The 18,200-nt window shown below is 70.8% G+C and carries 14 protein-coding genes; 12 read left to right on the top strand and 2 right to left on the bottom strand.

What is annotated here, in order from left to right; genetic code table 11:
• Positions 1 to 4 precede the first annotated feature (4 nt).
• Genes AC54T1_RS12505 through AC54T1_RS12495 form a run of 3 tightly spaced genes read left to right on the top strand, consistent with a single transcriptional unit; the run spans position 5 to position 2,586 of the window.
• On the top strand, positions 5 to 1,141 hold the full coding sequence (locus tag AC54T1_RS12505; RefSeq protein ID WP_496912134.1) for a DegT/DnrJ/EryC1/StrS family aminotransferase: 1,137 nt from the start codon (positions 5 to 7) through the stop codon (positions 1,139 to 1,141).
• Between the two features lie 54 nt (positions 1,142 to 1,195).
• A complete protein-coding gene (locus tag AC54T1_RS12500; RefSeq protein WP_496912133.1) occupies positions 1,196 to 2,128 on the top strand; it encodes an NAD-dependent epimerase/dehydratase family protein in 933 nt (310 codons plus the stop codon).
• Positions 2,128 to 2,586 carry an acyltransferase gene (locus AC54T1_RS12495; RefSeq protein ID WP_496912132.1) on the top strand — a complete coding sequence of 153 codons (459 nt, stop codon included), beginning with the start codon at positions 2,128 to 2,130 and terminating at the stop codon, positions 2,584 to 2,586. The genes AC54T1_RS12500 and AC54T1_RS12495 overlap by 1 nt, the downstream gene beginning before the upstream one ends.
• A 116-nt stretch (positions 2,587 to 2,702) precedes the next feature.
• On the opposite strand, the gene AC54T1_RS12490 is transcribed toward AC54T1_RS12495, so the two are convergent.
• Positions 2,703 to 3,656: a Gfo/Idh/MocA family protein gene (locus tag AC54T1_RS12490; RefSeq protein ID WP_496912131.1), complete on the bottom strand. Its 954-nt coding sequence runs from the start codon at positions 3,654 to 3,656 to the stop codon at positions 2,703 to 2,705.
• 212 nt (positions 3,657 to 3,868) lie between these two features.
• Here AC54T1_RS12490 and AC54T1_RS12485 point away from each other — a divergent pair, with 212 nt between their 5' ends.
• The 6 genes from AC54T1_RS12485 (at position 3,869) to AC54T1_RS12460 (ending at position 11,515) form a co-directional block, all read left to right on the top strand.
• Positions 3,869 to 4,624, top strand: coding sequence for an acyl-ACP--UDP-N- acetylglucosamine O-acyltransferase (locus AC54T1_RS12485; protein WP_496912130.1), 756 nt, complete (start codon positions 3,869 to 3,871; stop codon positions 4,622 to 4,624).
• Between the two features lie 8 nt (positions 4,625 to 4,632).
• Positions 4,633 to 5,610 carry a lysylphosphatidylglycerol synthase domain-containing protein gene (locus AC54T1_RS12480; RefSeq protein ID WP_496912129.1) on the top strand — a complete coding sequence of 326 codons (978 nt, stop codon included), beginning with the start codon at positions 4,633 to 4,635 and terminating at the stop codon, positions 5,608 to 5,610.
• A gap of 56 nt (positions 5,611 to 5,666) precedes the next feature.
• Positions 5,667 to 8,369, top strand: a complete 2,703-nt coding sequence (locus tag AC54T1_RS12475; protein WP_496912128.1) for an N-acetylmuramoyl-L-alanine amidase — start codon at positions 5,667 to 5,669, stop codon at positions 8,367 to 8,369.
• A gap of 93 nt (positions 8,370 to 8,462) precedes the next feature.
• Positions 8,463 to 9,662 carry an L-2-hydroxyglutarate oxidase gene (gene lhgO / locus AC54T1_RS12470; RefSeq protein ID WP_496912127.1) on the top strand — a complete coding sequence of 400 codons (1,200 nt, stop codon included), beginning with the start codon at positions 8,463 to 8,465 and terminating at the stop codon, positions 9,660 to 9,662.
• Between the two features lie 9 nt (positions 9,663 to 9,671).
• The gene (locus tag AC54T1_RS12465) at positions 9,672 to 10,913 is read left to right on the top strand and encodes a hypothetical protein (protein WP_496912126.1); all 1,242 of its coding nucleotides are present in this window, start codon (positions 9,672 to 9,674) and stop codon (positions 10,911 to 10,913) included.
• On the top strand, positions 10,910 to 11,515 hold the full coding sequence (locus tag AC54T1_RS12460; RefSeq protein ID WP_496912125.1) for an NUDIX hydrolase: 606 nt from the start codon (positions 10,910 to 10,912) through the stop codon (positions 11,513 to 11,515). The genes AC54T1_RS12465 and AC54T1_RS12460 overlap by 4 nt, the downstream gene beginning before the upstream one ends.
• On the opposite strand, the gene AC54T1_RS12455 is transcribed toward AC54T1_RS12460, so the two are convergent.
• Positions 11,510 to 12,319 carry a TIGR03089 family protein gene (locus AC54T1_RS12455; protein ID WP_496912124.1) on the bottom strand — a complete coding sequence of 270 codons (810 nt, stop codon included), beginning with the start codon at positions 12,317 to 12,319 and terminating at the stop codon, positions 11,510 to 11,512. The genes AC54T1_RS12460 and AC54T1_RS12455 overlap by 6 nt on opposite strands.
• Before the next feature lie 375 nt (positions 12,320 to 12,694).
• Between AC54T1_RS12455 and AC54T1_RS12450 the strand changes: the two genes are divergently transcribed.
• The 3 genes from AC54T1_RS12450 to AC54T1_RS12440 all read left to right on the top strand — a co-directional run bounded on the left by AC54T1_RS12450 (position 12,695) and on the right by AC54T1_RS12440 (position 18,168).
• Positions 12,695 to 12,910, top strand: a complete 216-nt coding sequence (locus AC54T1_RS12450; protein ID WP_484346049.1) for a WhiB family transcriptional regulator — start codon at positions 12,695 to 12,697, stop codon at positions 12,908 to 12,910.
• An 87-nt stretch (positions 12,911 to 12,997) separates the two neighbouring features.
• Positions 12,998 to 16,372 carry a glycosyltransferase family 2 protein gene (locus AC54T1_RS12445; protein WP_496912123.1) on the top strand — a complete coding sequence of 1,125 codons (3,375 nt, stop codon included), beginning with the start codon at positions 12,998 to 13,000 and terminating at the stop codon, positions 16,370 to 16,372.
• A complete protein-coding gene (locus AC54T1_RS12440) occupies positions 16,369 to 18,168 on the top strand; it encodes a DUF5719 family protein (RefSeq protein ID WP_496912122.1) in 1,800 nt (599 codons plus the stop codon). The genes AC54T1_RS12445 and AC54T1_RS12440 overlap by 4 nt, the downstream gene beginning before the upstream one ends.
• Positions 18,169 to 18,200: the final 32 nt, after the last annotated feature.

The raw sequence follows: 18,200 nt of genomic DNA, 5'->3' as shown, positions 1-18,200 counted from the left end.
AAGTATGAAGAACGTCGCGCTGGGACAGCCTACTGTCGGGGATGAGGAGCTCGCTGCCGTAGCTGAGGTCTTCGCGTCTGGCTGGCTGTCGGGCGCAGGTCCGGCATGTGTCGCGTTCGAGAAGGATTTCGCATCGGTCGCGGGCGTCGAGAACGTCCTGGCCACGTCGAACTGTGGTTCTGCGCTCCACTTGGCCCTGCTGGCGCTCGGGGCGGGGCCCGGCGACGAGGTGATCGTGGGCGACTACACCTTCCCGGCGACCGGCCACTCGGTTCTGTGGACCGGTGCGAAGGCTGTCTTCGCAGACATCCGGCCGGACATCTGGTCGGTCGACCCGAAGGCGGTGGAAGCTGCTATCACGCCGCGGACCGTGGGGATCCTCGCTGTGGACGTCTTCGGCCAGCCCGCCGACTATGACGAGCTCCGCGCGATCGCCGACCGACACGGTCTCTGGCTCATCGAGGACGCGGCGTGTGCCGCCGGAGCGACGTACAAGGGACGCCCCGCAGGCAGTCTCGCTGACATGGCCGCGTTCAGCTTCCACGGCCGCAAGGGGATCACCGCTGGTGAAGGTGGCGCGCTCGTCTCTGCCAAGCCCGAGCTCGTCGCGCACGCCCGGAAGCTGCACACCTACGGCATCTCGCCCGCGATCGTCCGGGACGCCTCGAAGGAGCTGCCCGTCCCGTCGTTCGACGAGCTGGGGTACAACTACCGGATGTCCGACGTCGCGGCCGCGATCATGCGGGTCCAGATCACCCGGCTCCCCGCACTGCTCGCTGCGAGGACAGCTGCGGCGCGCGGTTACGAGGCTCTGCTGGGCGACCTCGAACAGGTCATCCTTCCCGTCGAGCTCGATGACCGGACGCACCCGTGGCAGTCGTACGTGCTGACCCTCTCGCCGGAGCTCGATCGCGGTGCGGTGGCCCTGGCGCTGCGCGAGCGCGGTGTCGGGTGCAACTTCGGGACGTACGCGAGCCACCTCCAACCGTTGTACGGCGAGACGGCGGACTGCCCGGTGTCAGCCGACCTCTTCGGTCGCCACGTCGCCATCCCGATGCACGCGAACCTCGACCAGGACGACGTCGAGTTCGTCGCGTCCGTCGTGCGCGACGTCGTCTCCGACGCGAGCGTCCGGCTCTAGCCGCTGCCCAGCAACACACGTCCTACCCACGCAACCTTCGAGGAGCCCAGCTTCATGTCTGCCCAAAACACCGCTTTCATCACCGGCGGAGCCGGTTTCATCGGCCTGCACGTCGTGAACCAGCTGTTGGAGAAGGATTACAAGATCCGCATCTTCGACAACATGTTCCGTGGAGACCGCGCGGAGGTGGCCAAGCTTGCTGAGCGGGGCGACGTCGAGCTGATCGACCAGGACATCCGCTACGGCGGAGCGGTGCACGCGGCCATGAAGGGCGCGACCCACGTGGTGCACCTCGCTGCTGTGTCGATCAACAAGAGCCAGGCTGACCCGTACGAGTCGATGGAGATCAACACCATCGGCGCACACAACGTCTTTGCCGCCGCCGCGGACCACGGCGTCAAGCGACTCGTCTTCGCGTCGAGCGCCTCCGTGTACGGCGACCCCGAGAAGCTGCCGATGCACGAGGACGACCGCCTCTCGCCCCTGACGCCGTACTGCATCTCGAAGCGGACCGGAGAGGACCTGCTCGGCTACTACGAGCGTCGGGCGAACCTCTCGTGGATCGCACTGCGGTTCTTCAACGTCTACGGACCGGGCCAGAAGACGACGGCGTACTACACGTCCGTCATCAACCACTTCGTCAACCGCATCAAGAACGGCGAGCCCCCTGTCATCGACGGTAAGGGCGAGCAGTCCATGGACTTCATCCACGTGCACGACATCGCACGGTCGGTCGTCCTGGCGATGGAGTCCGAGAAGGACAACGTCCCGGTGAACATCGGCACGGGTATCGACACGACGATCGCGGACCTCGCGCGCATCCTCATTGACGCTGTCGGTGCCGACGTCGAGCCGATCTTCAACCCGCGCGATGTCCTGGTCAGCCGCCGCGCCGCGGACACGCAGCGCGCGAAGGACGTCCTGGGGTTCGAGCCCACGATCAGTGTCCGGGACGGCATGAGCGAGCTCATCAGGATCGGCGGCTGATGGTCGGTCGCACGCCAGCGGCGCTTCCCACCAACCCGTACCACGAGCTGTCCTGGTTCGTCGGGGAGCCGGAGATCGGCGAGGGCACCTGGATCGGGGCGTTCACGGTGCTCGACGGTTCAGGCGGGCTGACGATCGGTGCCGGGTGCGACATCTCGGCCGGTGCTCAGATCTACACGCACTCCACGGCGCGCAGATGTGTGTCGGGCCGCTCGTACGACGCGATCGACCGCGCCCCCGTCCGGATCGGCGACCGTGTGTTCATCGGCGCAGGAGCCATCATCAACATGGGTGTCACGGTGGGTGACGAGGCTGTCGTCGGTGCAGGTGCCGTGGTTACCGCCGACGTCGCGCCCCGGACCGTCGTCGCCGGTGTCCCGGCCAGGGTCGTGGCAGATGTCGACCTCGAGGTACCCGCGGGGACGTCGCCACGGTTCGTGCGGCGGTCCTCGTCGTAGGTCGGCCCTTGCCGGTGCGGGACCGCAGACAGCGGGGCTGACGATGCGTCGGCCCCGCTGTCTGCGGTCCCGCTGTCGGTGCTGAGCCGCCCGGGTGACCGGGCGGCTCAGGTCCGCTAGCGTGCGGCGAGGACCTGATCGACGATCTGGTGGGCCGGCAGGATCGAGGCACGCTCGGCGTCGGCGTCCACGCGGCCCGCGACAAGGTCGACGAACCGGGTGAGCTGGGTGACGAGCGGCTCGGCTCCCACGATCTCGGGGACCTCCATCTCTGTCGCCTGGCGGTACCCCGAGCCGCCCTCCTGTGGCTCGATCGTGGTGTGCCGGTACGCGGTCACGCCACGCCGCAGCAGGTCAACCTCGATCATCCGGTCCAGCTCCTGGATGAGGAGGGTACGGACCTTTCGCTGGCTCGTGCGGCTCGCCGACACGGTCGCGATGCCGCCGCCCCCGAAGCGCAGGGCCGTCTCGACGACGTCCTCCGCGCCCTCCACCGACTCCGGGTGGAAATAGCCCACATCGACGGACACGCGCTCAGGGAGGCGGCTGCCGAAGAACTGGGCGACGAGGTCGACGTCGTGGACGAGGAGGTCCCAGGCGACGCCTGTCTTGATGCGGCTCACGTACGGGGAGTGGCGCTCAGCCCGCATGAGGATCGGGTTCTCGACCATCTTCAGCGCTGTCATGACGGCGGGGTTGTATCGCTCGAGGAGGCCGCACATGACGGGGATCCCAGCCTTCTCGGTGGCTTCGAGGATCTCGACGGTCTGGCTGAGCGAGGGGCAGACCGGCTTCTCGATGAGGAGGGGCAACCCGGCTGAGATCACGGTCGACGCGATGTCGTAGTGGTACTCCGTCGACGCGGCGACCACGACGGCGTCGACATCCTGCAGGCCGTCCAGGCCGGGGGCCCAGTGTGCGCCGTAGCGGTCCGCCGTCGCTCGTCCGACCGTCTCGTTGGGGTCGATGAGGAGGGCGAGCTCTGCGATCGAGGACGACGCGATGACGCGGGCGTGGTTCTGCCCCATCGAGCCAGCACCGATCAGGGCGATACGCGGATTTGCAGCCATCAGGTAGTTACCTCGCGGGGTCTGGAGTTGCTCCGGGTACCCGGAGCCGGGTGATCTGTTCTGTAGGATGCGGGAGCCGGGTCCCTGCGCGGTACATCGTAGCCGCCGGCAGTGTGCCTTCCGCTGGGACCAAAGTCAGAGCGCGCCGCACGGTGGGCTGCCGAAGACTCGCGCGAGATCGGTCGTGCGTTTCACTACCGCTGGACTACTACGTGACCTTCGAAGCGCTTCCCGCAATCCATCCGACGGCCTTCATCGGCCCCGGTGTCGAGCTCGGTGTCGACGTCGCGGTCGGACCGCACGCCGTGCTCCTCGGTCCTGCACGGATCGGTGACCGGGCATGGATCGGACCAGGCGTCATGATCGGTGGACCTCCTGAGATCGCGTCCCTGCGCCAGAACACGGCGTGGACCGGAGACATCGACCACGCGGGTGTGGTGATCGGTGAGGACTCGGTCATCCGTGAGCGGACCGTCATCCACCAGGGGAGCCACCGGGAGACCGTGGTGGGTCGGCACTGCTGGCTGCTCAACGGTTCGTATCTCGCGCACGACGTCCAGCTCGGCGACCACGTGACCATCTCGGCCGGGGTGAGCATCGGCGGGCACTGCACGGTCGGTGACCGGGTAACGGTCGGGATGAACGCGGTGGTTCACCAGCGGCGAGCGATCGGACCCGGGGCGATGGTCGGCATGGGCACGGCTCTCACCCGCGACGTGCCGCCGTTCGCGAAGGTGTATGGCGTTCCTCCGCGACTGCACGGCGCGAACACCGTGGGGATGTCACGGCTCGGGATCGACGCGGCGACGGTCGATGTGCTCGTCCGGCGTTATGGGGCGAACGACACGGAGTTCCCCGCTGACCTCGTGGGGACGGGGCTCGAGGCTCTCGAGGAGCACGTGGCGTGGTGGCGCGCGAGGGGAGAGGTCGTGCCCGTCCGCGCAGCGGGTACGGGTGGCGCCGCATGAGTGACCCGATGCCTCCGAGCAGGAGCAAGAAGGACCTTCTGATCAACGGGGCCCGGTACCTCCTGGTGGTGCTCGTCATCGCCGCCGCCGTCTTCTACCTGTGGAGCAACTGGGACGAGGTCTACCCCAGCCTCCAGACCATCTCGGTGACGTCTGTCGTGCTGTCCTTCGTCGCCGTCGTGGTGGGCATCGCGTGCTCGACGATGAGCTGGCAGGTTCTCGTCGACGACCTGGGGCACCCGATCGGTGCGGGACGCGGCGCGCAGATCTTCTTGGTCGGACAGCTCGGCAAGTACCTGCCGGGAACCGTCTGGGCGTACCTCCTGCAGCTCGAGCTCGGTCGCAAAGCGGGTCTGGCCCGGGCCCGCGTCTTCGCCGCCACGCTCTTCTCCATCGCCGTGGCGATGGTGGCCGCGCTCGTGTGCGGAGCGCTGGGCCTCTCGGAGGTGGTGGGGGAACGCCCGTCGTTGCGATGGCTGTACTGGCTGTACGTCCTGCTTCCGCTCGCTCTCGTGGCTCTGCACCCGCGCGTCCTCAACCGGCTCGCGCGGTTCGGTTTCACGCTCCTGCGTCGGCCCCAGCCCGATCACGACGTGTCGCTCTCGACGGTGGTGAAGTCTCTCGCGTGGGCTCTCGGGACGTATGCCTCGTACGGCACCCACCTCTGGCTCCTTGCACGGTCCGAGACGGACCTCGGGATCCATGCGTGGCTCTTGTGCGTCGGGGCGATGGCGATGGGGATGATGGCCGGCCTCGTCGCGTTCATCCTCCCTTCGGGTGCGGGTGTGCGCGAGATCGTGCTCATTGCCGCCCTGTCGCCGCTCGTCGGGCTCGGGCCCGCCACGGCGTTCACTGCGGTCTCGCGCCTGGTGTTCACCGCCGCTGATCTGACGACGGCTGGTGGGTCGGCAGCTCTCGCATTCTTCACCCACCGACGTCGGGGCCACTACGCCGGAGATCCCGGATTGCCAGGAGGATCCGCCTAAACTGTGCTGACGCGGGCGAAGTGCCCGACGTTCGCGCCCCCAGATGGAGCTTCTGCATGAGTCCCGCACGTCACACGAAGTCTGCCCGGGTGGCCGTGAGCGTCGCGGTCGCGACCGCGCTCGTCGCGACCGCCGCCCTGACGACGAGCGCGGCTACGGCCACGACGTCGCCAGCCCCGGGGACAGTGATGACGTCGGAGGGATATGCGACGCCCGATGTCACCGTCGACCCCGGAACCGGCGATGCGACGGAGGTCGTGGAGGTCGATCTGGGGCTGGCGGAGGTGGTCGTGCCTCAGGACCCTGCGGCACCCCTCCCGTCGGATGGCACGGCACCTGAGCAGGCCGCCGGGGTCGAACCGGAGCCCGTGCTCGAGGCTGTCTCCTCCCGGGGCGTGGACCTCGCTGACGGAAAGATGCTCGCTGTCACGTGGGAGGGGGAGGGCCCCGATCACGTCGAGCTTCGCTCGCTCGGGATCGACGGGACGTGGACGGAGTGGTCCAGCCTCGTTCCCGAGCAGGACCCCGACGGCGACAGTGGCGGAACCGAGATCTGGTGGACCGGAGGGTCTGCCCGTGCCGAGGTGCGATCGCTTCGCGCTGGTGTGCCGGTCGACGACGAGCTCACCCTCGTCGTGATCAACCCGGAAGTCTCGAGCACAGACACGGCGCTGGCTGCTGCGACAGGAGCGGACCAGGCCACCGGAACCGACTCGGGTCAGACGTCGTCGGGCGCCTCCGGAGGCGGGCGCGGCGGCCTCGGTTCGTTCGCGCGTGTCCCCACTGCCTCGCCAGACATGCAGCCTGCCGACAGCCTGCGAGACCAGGCGGGCACGGCCAGCAGCCTCCCGTCACGTGTACCCGCTGCTGGCGTCGCGCCGGTGCCACCCGTCGTCATCACTCGCGCGCAGTGGTCAGGCGGCGAGTCGATCCCGGGGTCGTCCGATCCGTCGTTCGGCCAGACGACTCTCGCGACCGTCCTGCACCACACCGCGGGCACAAACTCGTACACGGCGGCGCAGGCGCCGGGAATCGTGCGCGGGATCTATCGCTATCACGCGGACAGCCGCGGCTGGGGTGACATCGGGTACAACGTCCTCGTCGACCAGTACGGGCAGATCTTCGAAGGTCGTGCGGGCGGGCTGTCGATGCCTCGAACCGGTGCCCACGCGGGCGGCTTCAACACCAACACGTTCGGCGTGTCCATGATGGGCGACTACTCGAACGTCGCTCCTTCGGCCGCCATGAAAGAGTCTGTCGCTCGGATCATCGCATGGCGGATGGGCGGGGTGTACCGGTTCGACATGTGGGGCATCGAGACGTTGACCGCCAGCAGCGGGTCCCCGAAGTTTGCCCAGGGCACGCCGGTCCAGGTCTACCGCATCATCGGGCACCGCGACGTGGGAAGCACAGCCTGCCCTGGCGCGGCCGGGTACGCAGCGATCCCCGAGATCCGCAACCGCGTGAACCAGCTGACGGGGGCCTCGAAGACGCCGATACACGCCGCGTGGACGGCGCTCGGCGGCATCTCGGGGATGTTCGGCGACGTCTATCAGATCGAGACCGACCAACCCGGTGGTGGGTCAGCCGCCTACTTCACGAAGGGGTACACGGTGGCGTACCACCCGAGCATCGGGTCAGCCTCGATCGGTCCGGTGATGCGACCCACCTGGCTGGCGCAGGGCGGGGTCTCCGGTCTGGGCTACCCGACGACCAACCTGTACCCGGTGGGGGACGAGCGCGGCTCCGCGCAGGAGTACGACCGCGGGTTCTCATCGATCCACTCGCCGAGCACCGGGGTGAGGGTCGTCGGCGGACCCGTGCGTGACCTGTGGTGGCGCCAGGGCGGAGCCACGGGGTGGATCGGTTATCCGACACTGGGTCAGTCACCCGTCGGAGACGGCCGTGGTGTCTTCGCGGAGTTCGAGAACACGGTGAGCATCTTGTCGACACCGACGACGGGCGCGGCGGCGCTCAGCGGTGCGCTGCGCGCGGAGTGGTGGCGCACCGGCGGGGCGACCGGCGCGCTTGGGTATCCGAACCGGACGCAGGCCGACGTGGGTGACGGCCGCGGCCTGTTCGTCGAGTTCGAGCGCGACGCGTCGATCGTGTGGTCCGTCTCGTCGGGTGCGCGCACCCTGTCAGGTCCGATCCGCTCGGCGTGGTGGCGAACGGGCGGTGCGACGGGGTCCCTGGGATACCCGACGCTGAGCGTCTCGCCCGTCGGCGACGGCCGCGGCACCTTCGCGGAGTTCGAGAAGGAGGCCACGATCGTCGCGTCGCCGACGACGGGCGCTCAGGTGATCGGTGGAGAGCTCCGTCGGCGCTGGCACAAGGAGGGCGGGGCGACAGGGTCCTTCGGTTACCCGACGACGAGCGCGACCGCACTCAGCGGAACCGGTGGGTCGTATGTGAGCTTCGAGTCGAACCGGTCCATCGTGTGGTCCCAGGCGACCGGCGCCCACCCGATCTACGGGCCGTTGCGCGACACGTGGTTGGCTCGTGCAGGCACCGGGATCGGTCTGCCGTCCGGCGATCCCGTGAACTTCCCCAGCGGTGGTGGCTATTCACCGCTCTCGACCGGCACCTGGGTCGTGTGGGGTCCGGCGACCGGAGCGTACGTCGTGCCGTCGGCCGTCCGCCAGCGGTGGATCGCGGACGGCGGACCCACAGGGCGGTGGGGCATGCCCGTCGCCGATCCGATCACCGTCCAGGGGAAGACCACGCAGCAGTTCCAGCACGGGACGCTCACCCTGTAGCGCGCGGTCCGGCGTCGGCTCGTGGCGGTCTGGGAGTCCGCTAGTGTCGACGGTGCCGGCTCGCCGGACCGGTGGAGGACGTCGTGATGAGAGGTGGCTGCTGAGATGGCGCGAGTGGTTGTGGTGGGTTCTGGGATCGTCGGGCTGGCGGTGGCGGACCAGCTTGCTCAGCGAGGCGACGAGGTCGTCGTCCTGGAGAAGGACGCCGGGCTGGCGCTCCATCAGACCGGTCGTAACTCTGGCGTCGTCCACTCCGGCTTGTACTACGTGCCGGGCAGCCAGAAGGCCCAGATGTGCGCAGCGGGCGTCCGGAGCATCAGGGCGTTCGCGGAGGAGCACGGCGTCGCGTACGAGAACACGGGCAAGCTCGTGGTCGCTACCCGGCCGTCGCAGGAGGCGCAGCTGCAGAAGCTCGTGGACCGTGCTGTGGCGAACGGCGTACCGTCGCGGGTCGTCTCGGGAGCCGAGGCCCGCGAGTACGAGCCGTATGTCAGGGCATCGAAGGCCATGCGCGTCGAGACCACGGGCATCATCGACTACGTGGCCATCTGTCGTGTCATGGCGAGCCGCATCGAGGCTGCCGGGGGAGAGATCCGCTTCAGCACCGCCTTCGTGTCCGCGCAGACGCGCGGCGAGGGTGTGACGGTGACGACGACGGGCGAGGAGATTCACGCCGACGCACTGGTTGCCTGCGCAGGTCTCTACAGCGACCGTGTGGCGGAAGCATCGGGGCTGGTACCGGAGGCCCGCATCGTCCCGTTCCGTGGCGAGTACTTCGAGCTCGTCGAGGAGCGCGAGTACCTCGTCCGGGGACTCATCTACCCGGTGCCCGACCCGCGCTTCCCTTTCCTCGGGGTGCACCTGACGAAGATGATCAACGGCGGCGTGCACGCCGGGCCGAATGCGGTGTTCGCGTTGGCTCGCGAAGGCTACCGCTGGCGGGACATCAACGTCGCGGAGCTCGCACAGTCGTTGCGCTGGCCCGGTCTGTGGCACCTCGCCGCGAAGAACATGATTCCTGGTGCGAAGGAGATGGCGAGGTCGGCCTCGCGGTCGCTCTTCGCGAAGAGCCTGTCGGAGCTCGTGCCCGGAATTCTCCCCGACGACCTCGTCCCCGCGGACGCCGGGGTCCGTGCGCAGGCCCTGCGGCGAGACGGGTCCATGGTCGATGATTTCCTCATCCAGTCCGCGCCCCGGCAGGTGCACGTGCTCAACGCGCCGTCACCGGCAGCGACGTGCTCGATCGAGATCGCGCGGTCGATCGTCGAGCGGGTCGACGCCCTTCTGGCATGAGCTGACGAGATGACGACCGGGTGGCCGCGACGGGACGCGTTCATGGACCGCGTCGTGCCACGCCGACGGGACTCGGGATCGGCCCGGCTCTCGCGGGTCCTCGTCGGCGAGCTCGACAGCATGGCGCAACGCCGCCTGTACGCAGACAGGTCTCGAACCCGCGTGGAGATCGACCGGGAGGTCACGGCGATGCTCCGCGCGGCGATGCTGCTCTCCGGAGAGCTGCTGGTCACGGACTCCATGGTTCTCGACGGCGAGTACTTCTTGTCTCTGGGGCCGGCGCAGGTGGCGGCACGGTTGGGGCTGACCGGGCAGCCACTGCCCATGGTGGTGCTCATCGACGGTTGCTCGTTGGGTGACGCGCTCGACCGCAAGCGCGCTCGGACGTCGTTCGTCTGGCAGACGCAGCAGGCAGGGGCAGAGCGGGGGGAAGCCCCAGCTGAGTGGGCGCGCAGGACCGAGCCCCTCTGGCGGGCGTGGGTGGACGCGGCGCACGATGGCGTCATCGGTTGCCAGGACGTCCGTGCTCTCCAGGACGGGCCCGGGCTGCGGGTCGCGCCCGGCCCTCCACCGAGCGTGAGCTCCGCCGCGGCGCGCCGTCTCGCGGTTGCCGCCGGGGAACAGCAGTGGTCGAACCGCAGCGACTTCATCGCCGCGTACGCGCGCATCAGGAGCGAGGTGCCGCACGAGGACCCGGACCTCGAACGGGTCGTGCTCTGGTGGAACGACGCCTACCAGGATGCGCTCGCGAGCCAGCACGGAGCGAGCTGGGTCCGCTTCAGGCGTGCCCCGGGCGACAACGCCCCGGGAGCGCCTCCGAGCGATGCGGGCCGTCGTCGCATCGCCCTGTCCGGTGACCTCCTCGACTCTCTGGACGACCTGCCTCCTGGTGCCTACGGCGCGCTGCACCACTCGCTGCGCCGCGAACGGGACGCCTTCGCGCGGAACCCGACCGACGCCCATCTCAAAGCGATCGCGTACGGCGCCCGGGCGGGGCTCGACGTCCCCCCTAGTCGCCGTGAGGTGCTGCGCAGGGCGGTCGCGCGCCTGTCGGGTGCCGCGGTCGCCGTCGTTGCCGGGTCGGTTCTCATGCCTGAGGTCGTCCTCGGTGTCGACACGACGCTGCTTGGCCTCGCACTCCTCGCTGTCGTGAGCGTCCCGTGGTCGGAGCTCCGGACGATCAAGGACACGGGCAGACGAAGGCTGCATGGTGTGATCAGCGTCGCTGCCGATCCGGGGCCGGCGTCGTGAACGGTGATCGGGGCCCCGAGGACGGCGAGGTCGTGTACCACTGGGCGGGTCCGCCAGTCCTCGACCTCCACCGGTATCGCCTGACGACCCAGGACGGGACCCGTACGGCGCACGCGCTCCGGTCGCAGGCAGGCCGGGTGGGCGTCGTCATCGTGGCCGGCGACGACCATGGAGTGGTCTTCGTGGAGCAGTACCGGCCCACCGTCGGCAGCACGATGCTCGAGCTTCCGCGTGGGTTCGGTGAGGTGGTGCCCCGGGAGGACGAGCACTCGGCATGGTGCTCCGACGCCGAGCGTGAGCTGCAGGAGGAGACGGGACTGCTCGCCGGGCCGTCCTTCGTCCTGGGCGACTACGTCCCGGACTCCAGCCTGCTTCCCGGGCGCGTCGCCGCGGTCGAGGTCCGCGTCGTCAGCCGGACACCGGCTACCGTGCCGGACGGCGAGGTGTCCACCACGGTGTGGGTCCCGTGGGACGAGGTGTCCGGGCTCCTCCGGGACGGGGCCGTCCGCGACGGACACACGTTGTCCGCCCTCTCGCTGCTGGCTGTCCGCACACGGCTCTTCTCGGAGCATGTCCGCTCTGTGTTCCCCGACGACTCATGACTCGATGTCGACAGCGGTGATCCGTTCGGTCGTCAGGAGGCGTTCGAGTCGCCCGGGCTCGATGTCGACGGGTCCTTCGAGCTCCGGCCCGAGGATGACGACCGATCCCGCCCCGCTCCAGCAGGAGAGCGCTCGCCGGATCAGCCAAACCGTGCCGGTGCTCGTCGGGGCGGGCCGCAGGAGAACGCGTGCGCCCGGGCTGGCAGCGGCGTCCGAGGCGCTGGTCTGGGGCGAGCCACCGGTCGCAGCAGCCCAGGTCTCGAGGTCGGCGTACGTCACGCCCGTCTCGCCGAGCCGTACGGCTTCGCTGTCCGGCGCGACCGGCGCGACGTACCCCAGCTGGTCCCCGTAGGTCATCACCGCAGACGCGGCGTCGACAGCCCCCGGGGGCAGCGTCCCGTCGTACCGGCGAGCGAGTGCTGGCAGCGAGACGACGACGAGCTCCGGGCGGCCGGCGCGGAACCCGGACGCGTGGGCAGTCTCGGGGTCGCAGGTCACGACGACGTCGGCGGCCTGGTCGGCAGGCGTGCCCTTGCCGTCATCGAGGCGCACGCACCCGCCTGCCTGCCAGACGGCGAGTGCCCACACGAGCGTGCGCCAGTGCGGTGGCAGGTCGAGGTGGACGACCGTGCCGGGGCCGGCGTCGAACTCCTCCACGAGGAGGTTGGTGGTCTTCGTCACCCAGTTGGCCAGCACGGCTCCGGAGAGCTCGATGCGCTCGCCGTCGGGGCCGTACCACGTCAGGCGCGGGCGCCCGGGGTCGGCGGTGAGCACGCGGAGCAGGGAGGTGACGGTGTCTGCCATGCGGGACAGCCTAACGAGCGGCCGGTGTGGGGTGCGCCACCCAAAATTCACCCGCTCAGGTGGCGCTTTTAGCACAGCGCGGCTTGACTGAGGTAGATGACACGCGTGTAATTTCACGTGTCGGTTGTGTACACCCGCTGCTTCGACGAGGTCGTCTCCGCGAGGGGCCGGTGCGCTCGTCAGGGCCGCCGTACGTCGCCACGTCACGCACGATCCGGGACACCCGCGGAGGGGTACAGCATGTGGAACCTGCTCGACGAGGACGGGCCTTTCCCGTCTGACGCCGTACGGCTGGTCGAGGGCTTCACCGGTCCCGGACCGCAGGAGGGCGCGACGGTGCTCCCGCTCTTCGGGAGCGTCGACGACGACCCGGCGATGGGGTGGCAGGAGCGCGCGCTGTGCGCCCAGACCGACCCCGAGGCGTTCTTCCCCGAGAAGGGCGGCTCGACGCGTGAGGCCAAGAAGGTCTGCGTCGGCTGCGAGGTCCGCAGCGAGTGCCTCGAGTACGCGCTGGAGAACGACGAGCGGTTCGGCATCTGGGGTGGGCTGTCCGAGCGGGAGCGGCGCAAGCTCAAGCGGCGCGCCATCTGACGCTGAGCGCACTCCGCCGCCGGCCCCGCCACGCCCGGCGCCGCCCTGCCCGGAGCCAGCACGCTCGTGAGGCACTATGGACGCCGTATGACTTCCCCCGACCACACTCTCCCGGCTGACGCCGCGGCGGGACGCGCCCGAGAGGCAGGCGTCACCGCCGTCCTCGTGACGCACGGCTCGTCCGCCTACCTCCCCCACGCGGTGGGAGCGATCCTTGCGGCGGAGCCCGGCCCGGCCCGGCTCGTGGTCGTCGATGCATCGCCTGCCGGTGCCCCTGGTCTCGACGGGCTCCCGGCGGATGTCGACGTCGTGCGTGCACCTGGCGCCCGGAGCTTCGGCGCGGGCGTCGACGTGGCGCTCCGGGAGGCGCCCGGGGGCATCTCGACACGCTGGTTGTGGCTCTTCCACGATGACTCCGCTCCGGAGCCGGACGCCCTGGCGCATCTCCTGCGGGCCGTCGAGCACGCGTCGTCGGTGGCGATCGCTGGCGTGAAGCAGGTCCAGTGGGACGAGCCGGACGAGCTCGTCGAGGTGGGGCTCACCGTCTCGCGCAGCGGTCGCCGGATGACGGGTGTCGAGCCCGGTGAGCTCAACCAGGGCCAGCACGATGCGCGTGAGGATGTCCTCGCGGTCGGACTCGCGGGAGCGCTCGTGCGGACGAGCGTGTGGTCGGACCTGTGCGGGACGGACGCGACCTACGGCATCTTCGGTGACGGTCTGGACCTGTCGCGTCGTGCGCGTCTCGCCGGGCACCGCGTGATCGTCGTGCCGTCCGCCCTCGTGCTGCACGCGCAGGCGGGCCTGCGCGGGTTGCGCACGGAGCACCCGGTCGACCCCGTGGTTGCGGCCGACGCAACCTTCGGGCCTCGCTTGCGGTCCCAGCTCTACTTCCTTGCCACGAGCCTCCCCGGCTGGGTCCTGCCGCTGTTCCTCGTCGCGGCCGTCGTCGCCGCACCCGTGCGGTCCCTCTACCGGGTGGCGCTCAAGCAGCCCGGTCACGCGGTCCAGGAGCTCTGGGCGCCGGTCTGGCTCCTTGCGCGCATCCGGCGGGTGGTGCGTGCCCGGCGTGCCATCGCGCGCGTGAGCGTCGTGCCCCGATCAGTGCTCACCCCGCTCATGGCGACGACGCGCGACGTGCTGGGCGAGCACCGGGACCGGCGGCTCGCGCGTGCGGCGCGCCGTCGGGCGGCGCACGGCCCGGACGAGCTCGACCGGGCCGAGATCGCGGCATCCGCACGCCGTCGCCGGGCCGCCCTCGCTGTCCTCGTCCTCCTCGTGGCAGGTGCAACGGTTGCGGCGCTCGGGTCTGTCGTCGCGGCCGCTGTCGACGGTGGCCGTGTCGTCGGCGGTGCGCTGCTGCCGGCCCAAGGTGGGTGGGCGGGGCTCACGGACGCGATCTCCAGCGGTTGGGTGCGTGAGGGCCTCGGAGCATCCGCTCCGGCGGACCCGCTGCTCACCGCGCTGCTGCCCGTCGTCGCGGTGGCCCGCGGGGACCTGCAGTCGGCGGTCAACCTCCTCGTCGTGTCGTCGCTCGTCCTGGCTGCCGTCGGCGCCTGGTTCGCCGCGGGTGCGGCCACACGGTCGGTTCCGCTCCGGTTCTGGGCAGCGACGGTGTGGGCCGCTGCCCCTGCCCTCGTCGTGGCCGTGGGTCAGGGCCGCCTGGGTGCGGTGCTCGCGCACGTCGCGCTCCCGTGGCTGGCGCTCGCGGTGGTTCGTGCGGTGGGCATCCAACGGGTCGACGTGTGGGGAACGTTGCGGATGCGTTCCCAGGAGCGCGCGGAGCAGCGTCTGCGGGAGAAGATCCGTGAGCAGGCTGCCGCGCGCTCCTCGGGTGCGACGGCCGCCGGGCGTCCCTCCGACGAGGGCGGACCGGCTGGCCCGGGGGCCGTCGTCGACGGGACGACGAGCACGGAACCCGTGGCGGCCGCGAGCCCCTCGACGACCGCGCAGCGAGGTTCGGTCGCTGCCCTCGGGGCCGCTGGCCTCGCGTTCGCGGTCGTCGTGGCGGGCGCTCCGTCGCTCCTCGTCCCCGGCCTGCTCTCCCTCCTCGTCGTGGCGGCGCAGGTCCCGCGCAACCGCAGATACATCGCGTTCGTGCCGCTGCCTGCGCTCGTGGTCGTGGGCCCGCTCGTCGTGCGGGCGGTCGCGACGTGGTCGTCAGGGGGGTGGCGCATCCTCCTGGGTGACCCGGGCCTGCCGCTCGCGTCCGACCCCGCCCCGGCCTGGCAACAGCTCCTCGCCCTCCCGGTGGTTGTCACGTCCGGTGCCTCGGGGGCCTGGGCGCTCGTCGTCGAGCAGGGCGCCCTTGTCCTGGGAGGCGTCGTCCTGGCGGGAGCGCTCGTCGGGCTCGTGCGGTCGGGCGGGCGCGGCGCGGGAGCCCGGACGTTGTGGTGGATCGCGGCGATCGGGTTGGCAACCGCCCTGCTCTCTGCGGCGACGACAGTCGCCGGGGGAGACGGCGTGCCCGTCACGGGCTGGCCCGGCGCCGGGTCGTCGCTCATGCTCCTTGCGCTGCTCGGGGCCGCCGTCCTCGGGATCGACGGGCTCGGCTCCAAGGCGTTGCAGCACACGTTCGGCTGGCGGCAGGTCGGTATCGGCGCGCTGGCGCTCGTCGTCGGCGCGGTGCCCCTCCTCGTGCTCGGTTCCTGGGTGGTCGGTGCACGCACGGACGGGTCGACGGTGGCGATCGCGCCGCTGGAGCGCGCGATCGTGCCCGCGGTCGGACAACGCATGCAGACCTCAGACCGGCAGGCACGGGTGCTCGTCCTCGAGCAGGAGGCCGACGGGGATCTGCGGTACCAGCTCCTGCACGGGGACGGCCCTCAGCTCGTCGACTCGTCTGCCGTCGTGCGGGTGGGACGTCTGAGCAGCACGTCCGACGACCGCGCCGAGCTCGTCGCTGCGCTCGCGGCAGGGGACGACCGTGGGCAGGCGCGGGCGCTGAGCGACCTCGGCGTCGGTGCGGTCCTCGTGCCCCCGGCGGCAGAGCTCGGCCGCGCCCAGCTCGTCGGGCGCATCGACACGGTGGCGGGGCTCCAGCGGATCACGGAGAACGCGTCGGGCACGATCTGGCGTGTCGCTCCCGGACCGGGCCTCGACGACCAGCCGTCCTGGGCACGCGTGCAGGCACCGGGCGACGACGGCGTGCCGGTCGTCGAGCAGGCGCTCGCGTCCGCCGGGCTCCGGGTGGACGCCGACGTCCCGGCCGGTGCTGAGGACCGCGTCCTCGTTCTCGCCGAGACGCCTGCACCGGGGTGGCACGCAGAGCTGGACGGTGAGCCGCTGCGCACCCTCGAGGACGACGAGCGCCAGTCGTTCCTGCTCGGCGCCGACGGCGGTCACCTCACGGTCGGGTACGACCGTGCCAGCCGGACCCCGTGGGTCATCCTCCAAGGAGCAGTGCTCATCGTGTTCAGCCTCCTTGCCCTCCCGGTCCGCCGTCGTCGGACGGTGACGTCATGAGTGTCCGGTCCACGGAGTCGGTGGAGCGCCGTGCCCGCCGACGCTCCCGCGTCGCGGGGATCGCCTCTGCCGTCCTCGCCGTCGGTGTCATGGCCACCCTCGCTGTGGTCGGTGACGACGTCGTGCGCCCGGGACCCGCGGGTGACGTCGGCACGCCGGTGACGCTCGGTGCGCGGTCGACGACGAGCGTGTGCCCCGCCCCGGTGTCGCTCCCGGACCCGGACTCCACCGACGACGAGGGCTTCAGCCCGACACCCGTCGACACTGTGACGTCCCTGCGCGCGGCAGTGCTGGGCGCAGGGACCACGGTCGACGTCGTGACCTTCGAGGCGCTGCGCGACGAGCAGAGCACCAGCGCGGGCAGCAGCGCGGGAAGCAGCACCGACGACGGTGCGCCAGCGGGTGCCGACGACGAGCCGGCGGAGGCGGTCCGTACCCTCGAGGGCGCGAATCCGAGCGGCCAGGCGTCCGTCGAGCCGGTGGACACGGCACTCGTCCTGCGCGGAGAGGCGGCAGCAGGGCAGCCGGCGCTGCAGGCGGGTGCCGTGGCCTCGGCGACGGCTGCCGGTGACCTGCGTGGGCTCGCGGCCGCGGCCTGCCAGCAGCCGGGGATCGAGCAGTGGCTCGTGGGGGGCAGCACCGAGCTCGGGACGAGCTCCCGGCTGGTGCTGCAGAACCCGAGCCGGACGCCCGCGACCGTCACCGTCTCCGTGTGGGGGGCGGGGGGTCGCCTCGACCTGGCCGGACCCTCGACGTACCTCGTCCCGCCCGGCAGCCAGGTGAGCACCCTCCTCGAGGGGCTGGCTGCCGAGCAGCGACGCATCGCTGTGCACGTGAGCTCCTCGGGAGCGCTCGTCACGTCGTACCTCCAGCACAACGTCCTCGAGGGCGTCACGCCGCACGGCGTGGACCTCGTTGTTCCTGGGTCCGGCCCCGCCACGGCCCAGGTCGTGGCGGGAGTCACGCTGGCCACATCCGAGATCGGGGACGAGGACGTCGCGTCGGTCCGGATGCTGACCCCCGGTGAGGACGCCGGGACGGCCGTCCTCACGATGCTCGGGGCCGACGGCAAGCACGTGCTGCGGGGGGCGGAGAGCGTGTCCCTGGTGCCTGGGGAGGTGATCGACGTGAGCCTCGCGGGGATGCCCGCGGGCCGGTACACGGTCGTCGTGCAGGCGGACGTGCCGGTCGTGGCAGGTGTCGAGTCCGCGCTGACCGGCGAGATCGACGAGGGGCAGCTCGGCACGACAGCCCCGCGGGACCGTGCGTGGATCCCGAGCCAGCACCTGCCGGCCGGTGTCGACTCGTTCGTGGCGGTCCCGGCGAGCACCACCGCTGCCGTCGTCGTCACCGCCCTGCCGGCGGCGCTCGACGGCGCTCACACGTTCGCCGCCCAGGTCCCTGTCGTCTACGACGAGCAGACCGGGGCGGACGGTCAGCCGCTCGTCGACCCGCTCAGCCAGGCGTGGACGCCGGCCACCCGCGGAGAGCTCCGGGCCTACGGAACCGACGGGGAGCTCCTGGGCAGCGCACCCGTCGACCTCGCGCTCGGGCAGACGATGTCGCTCGACCTCTCGGAGCTCGGCGGTGGCGCGCAGGTCACGTCGGTCGCGCTCGTCCCGGCCGAGCCTGCGGCGGAGGCCAGCGAGGATGCGGTCACGCTCGACTGGGTGCTTGCTCTCGCTGCGGACGGCGTCACCGGCTCGACGGCGGTCGTCGTCCCCACGGTCCCACCGTCGACGCAGGACGAGGTGCTCGTCCTGCGGTCTCCCCGCGTCGGGCTGCCCGACGGCTGAGTCGGCCCAGCCCGGTCGACGCGGGGCGAGCG

The sequence above is a fragment of the Sanguibacter sp. Z41_6 genome (assembly GCF_059621145.1).
The sequence above is the reverse complement of the archived record's forward strand: the minus strand, read 5'-3'. Positions and strand labels throughout refer to the sequence as shown.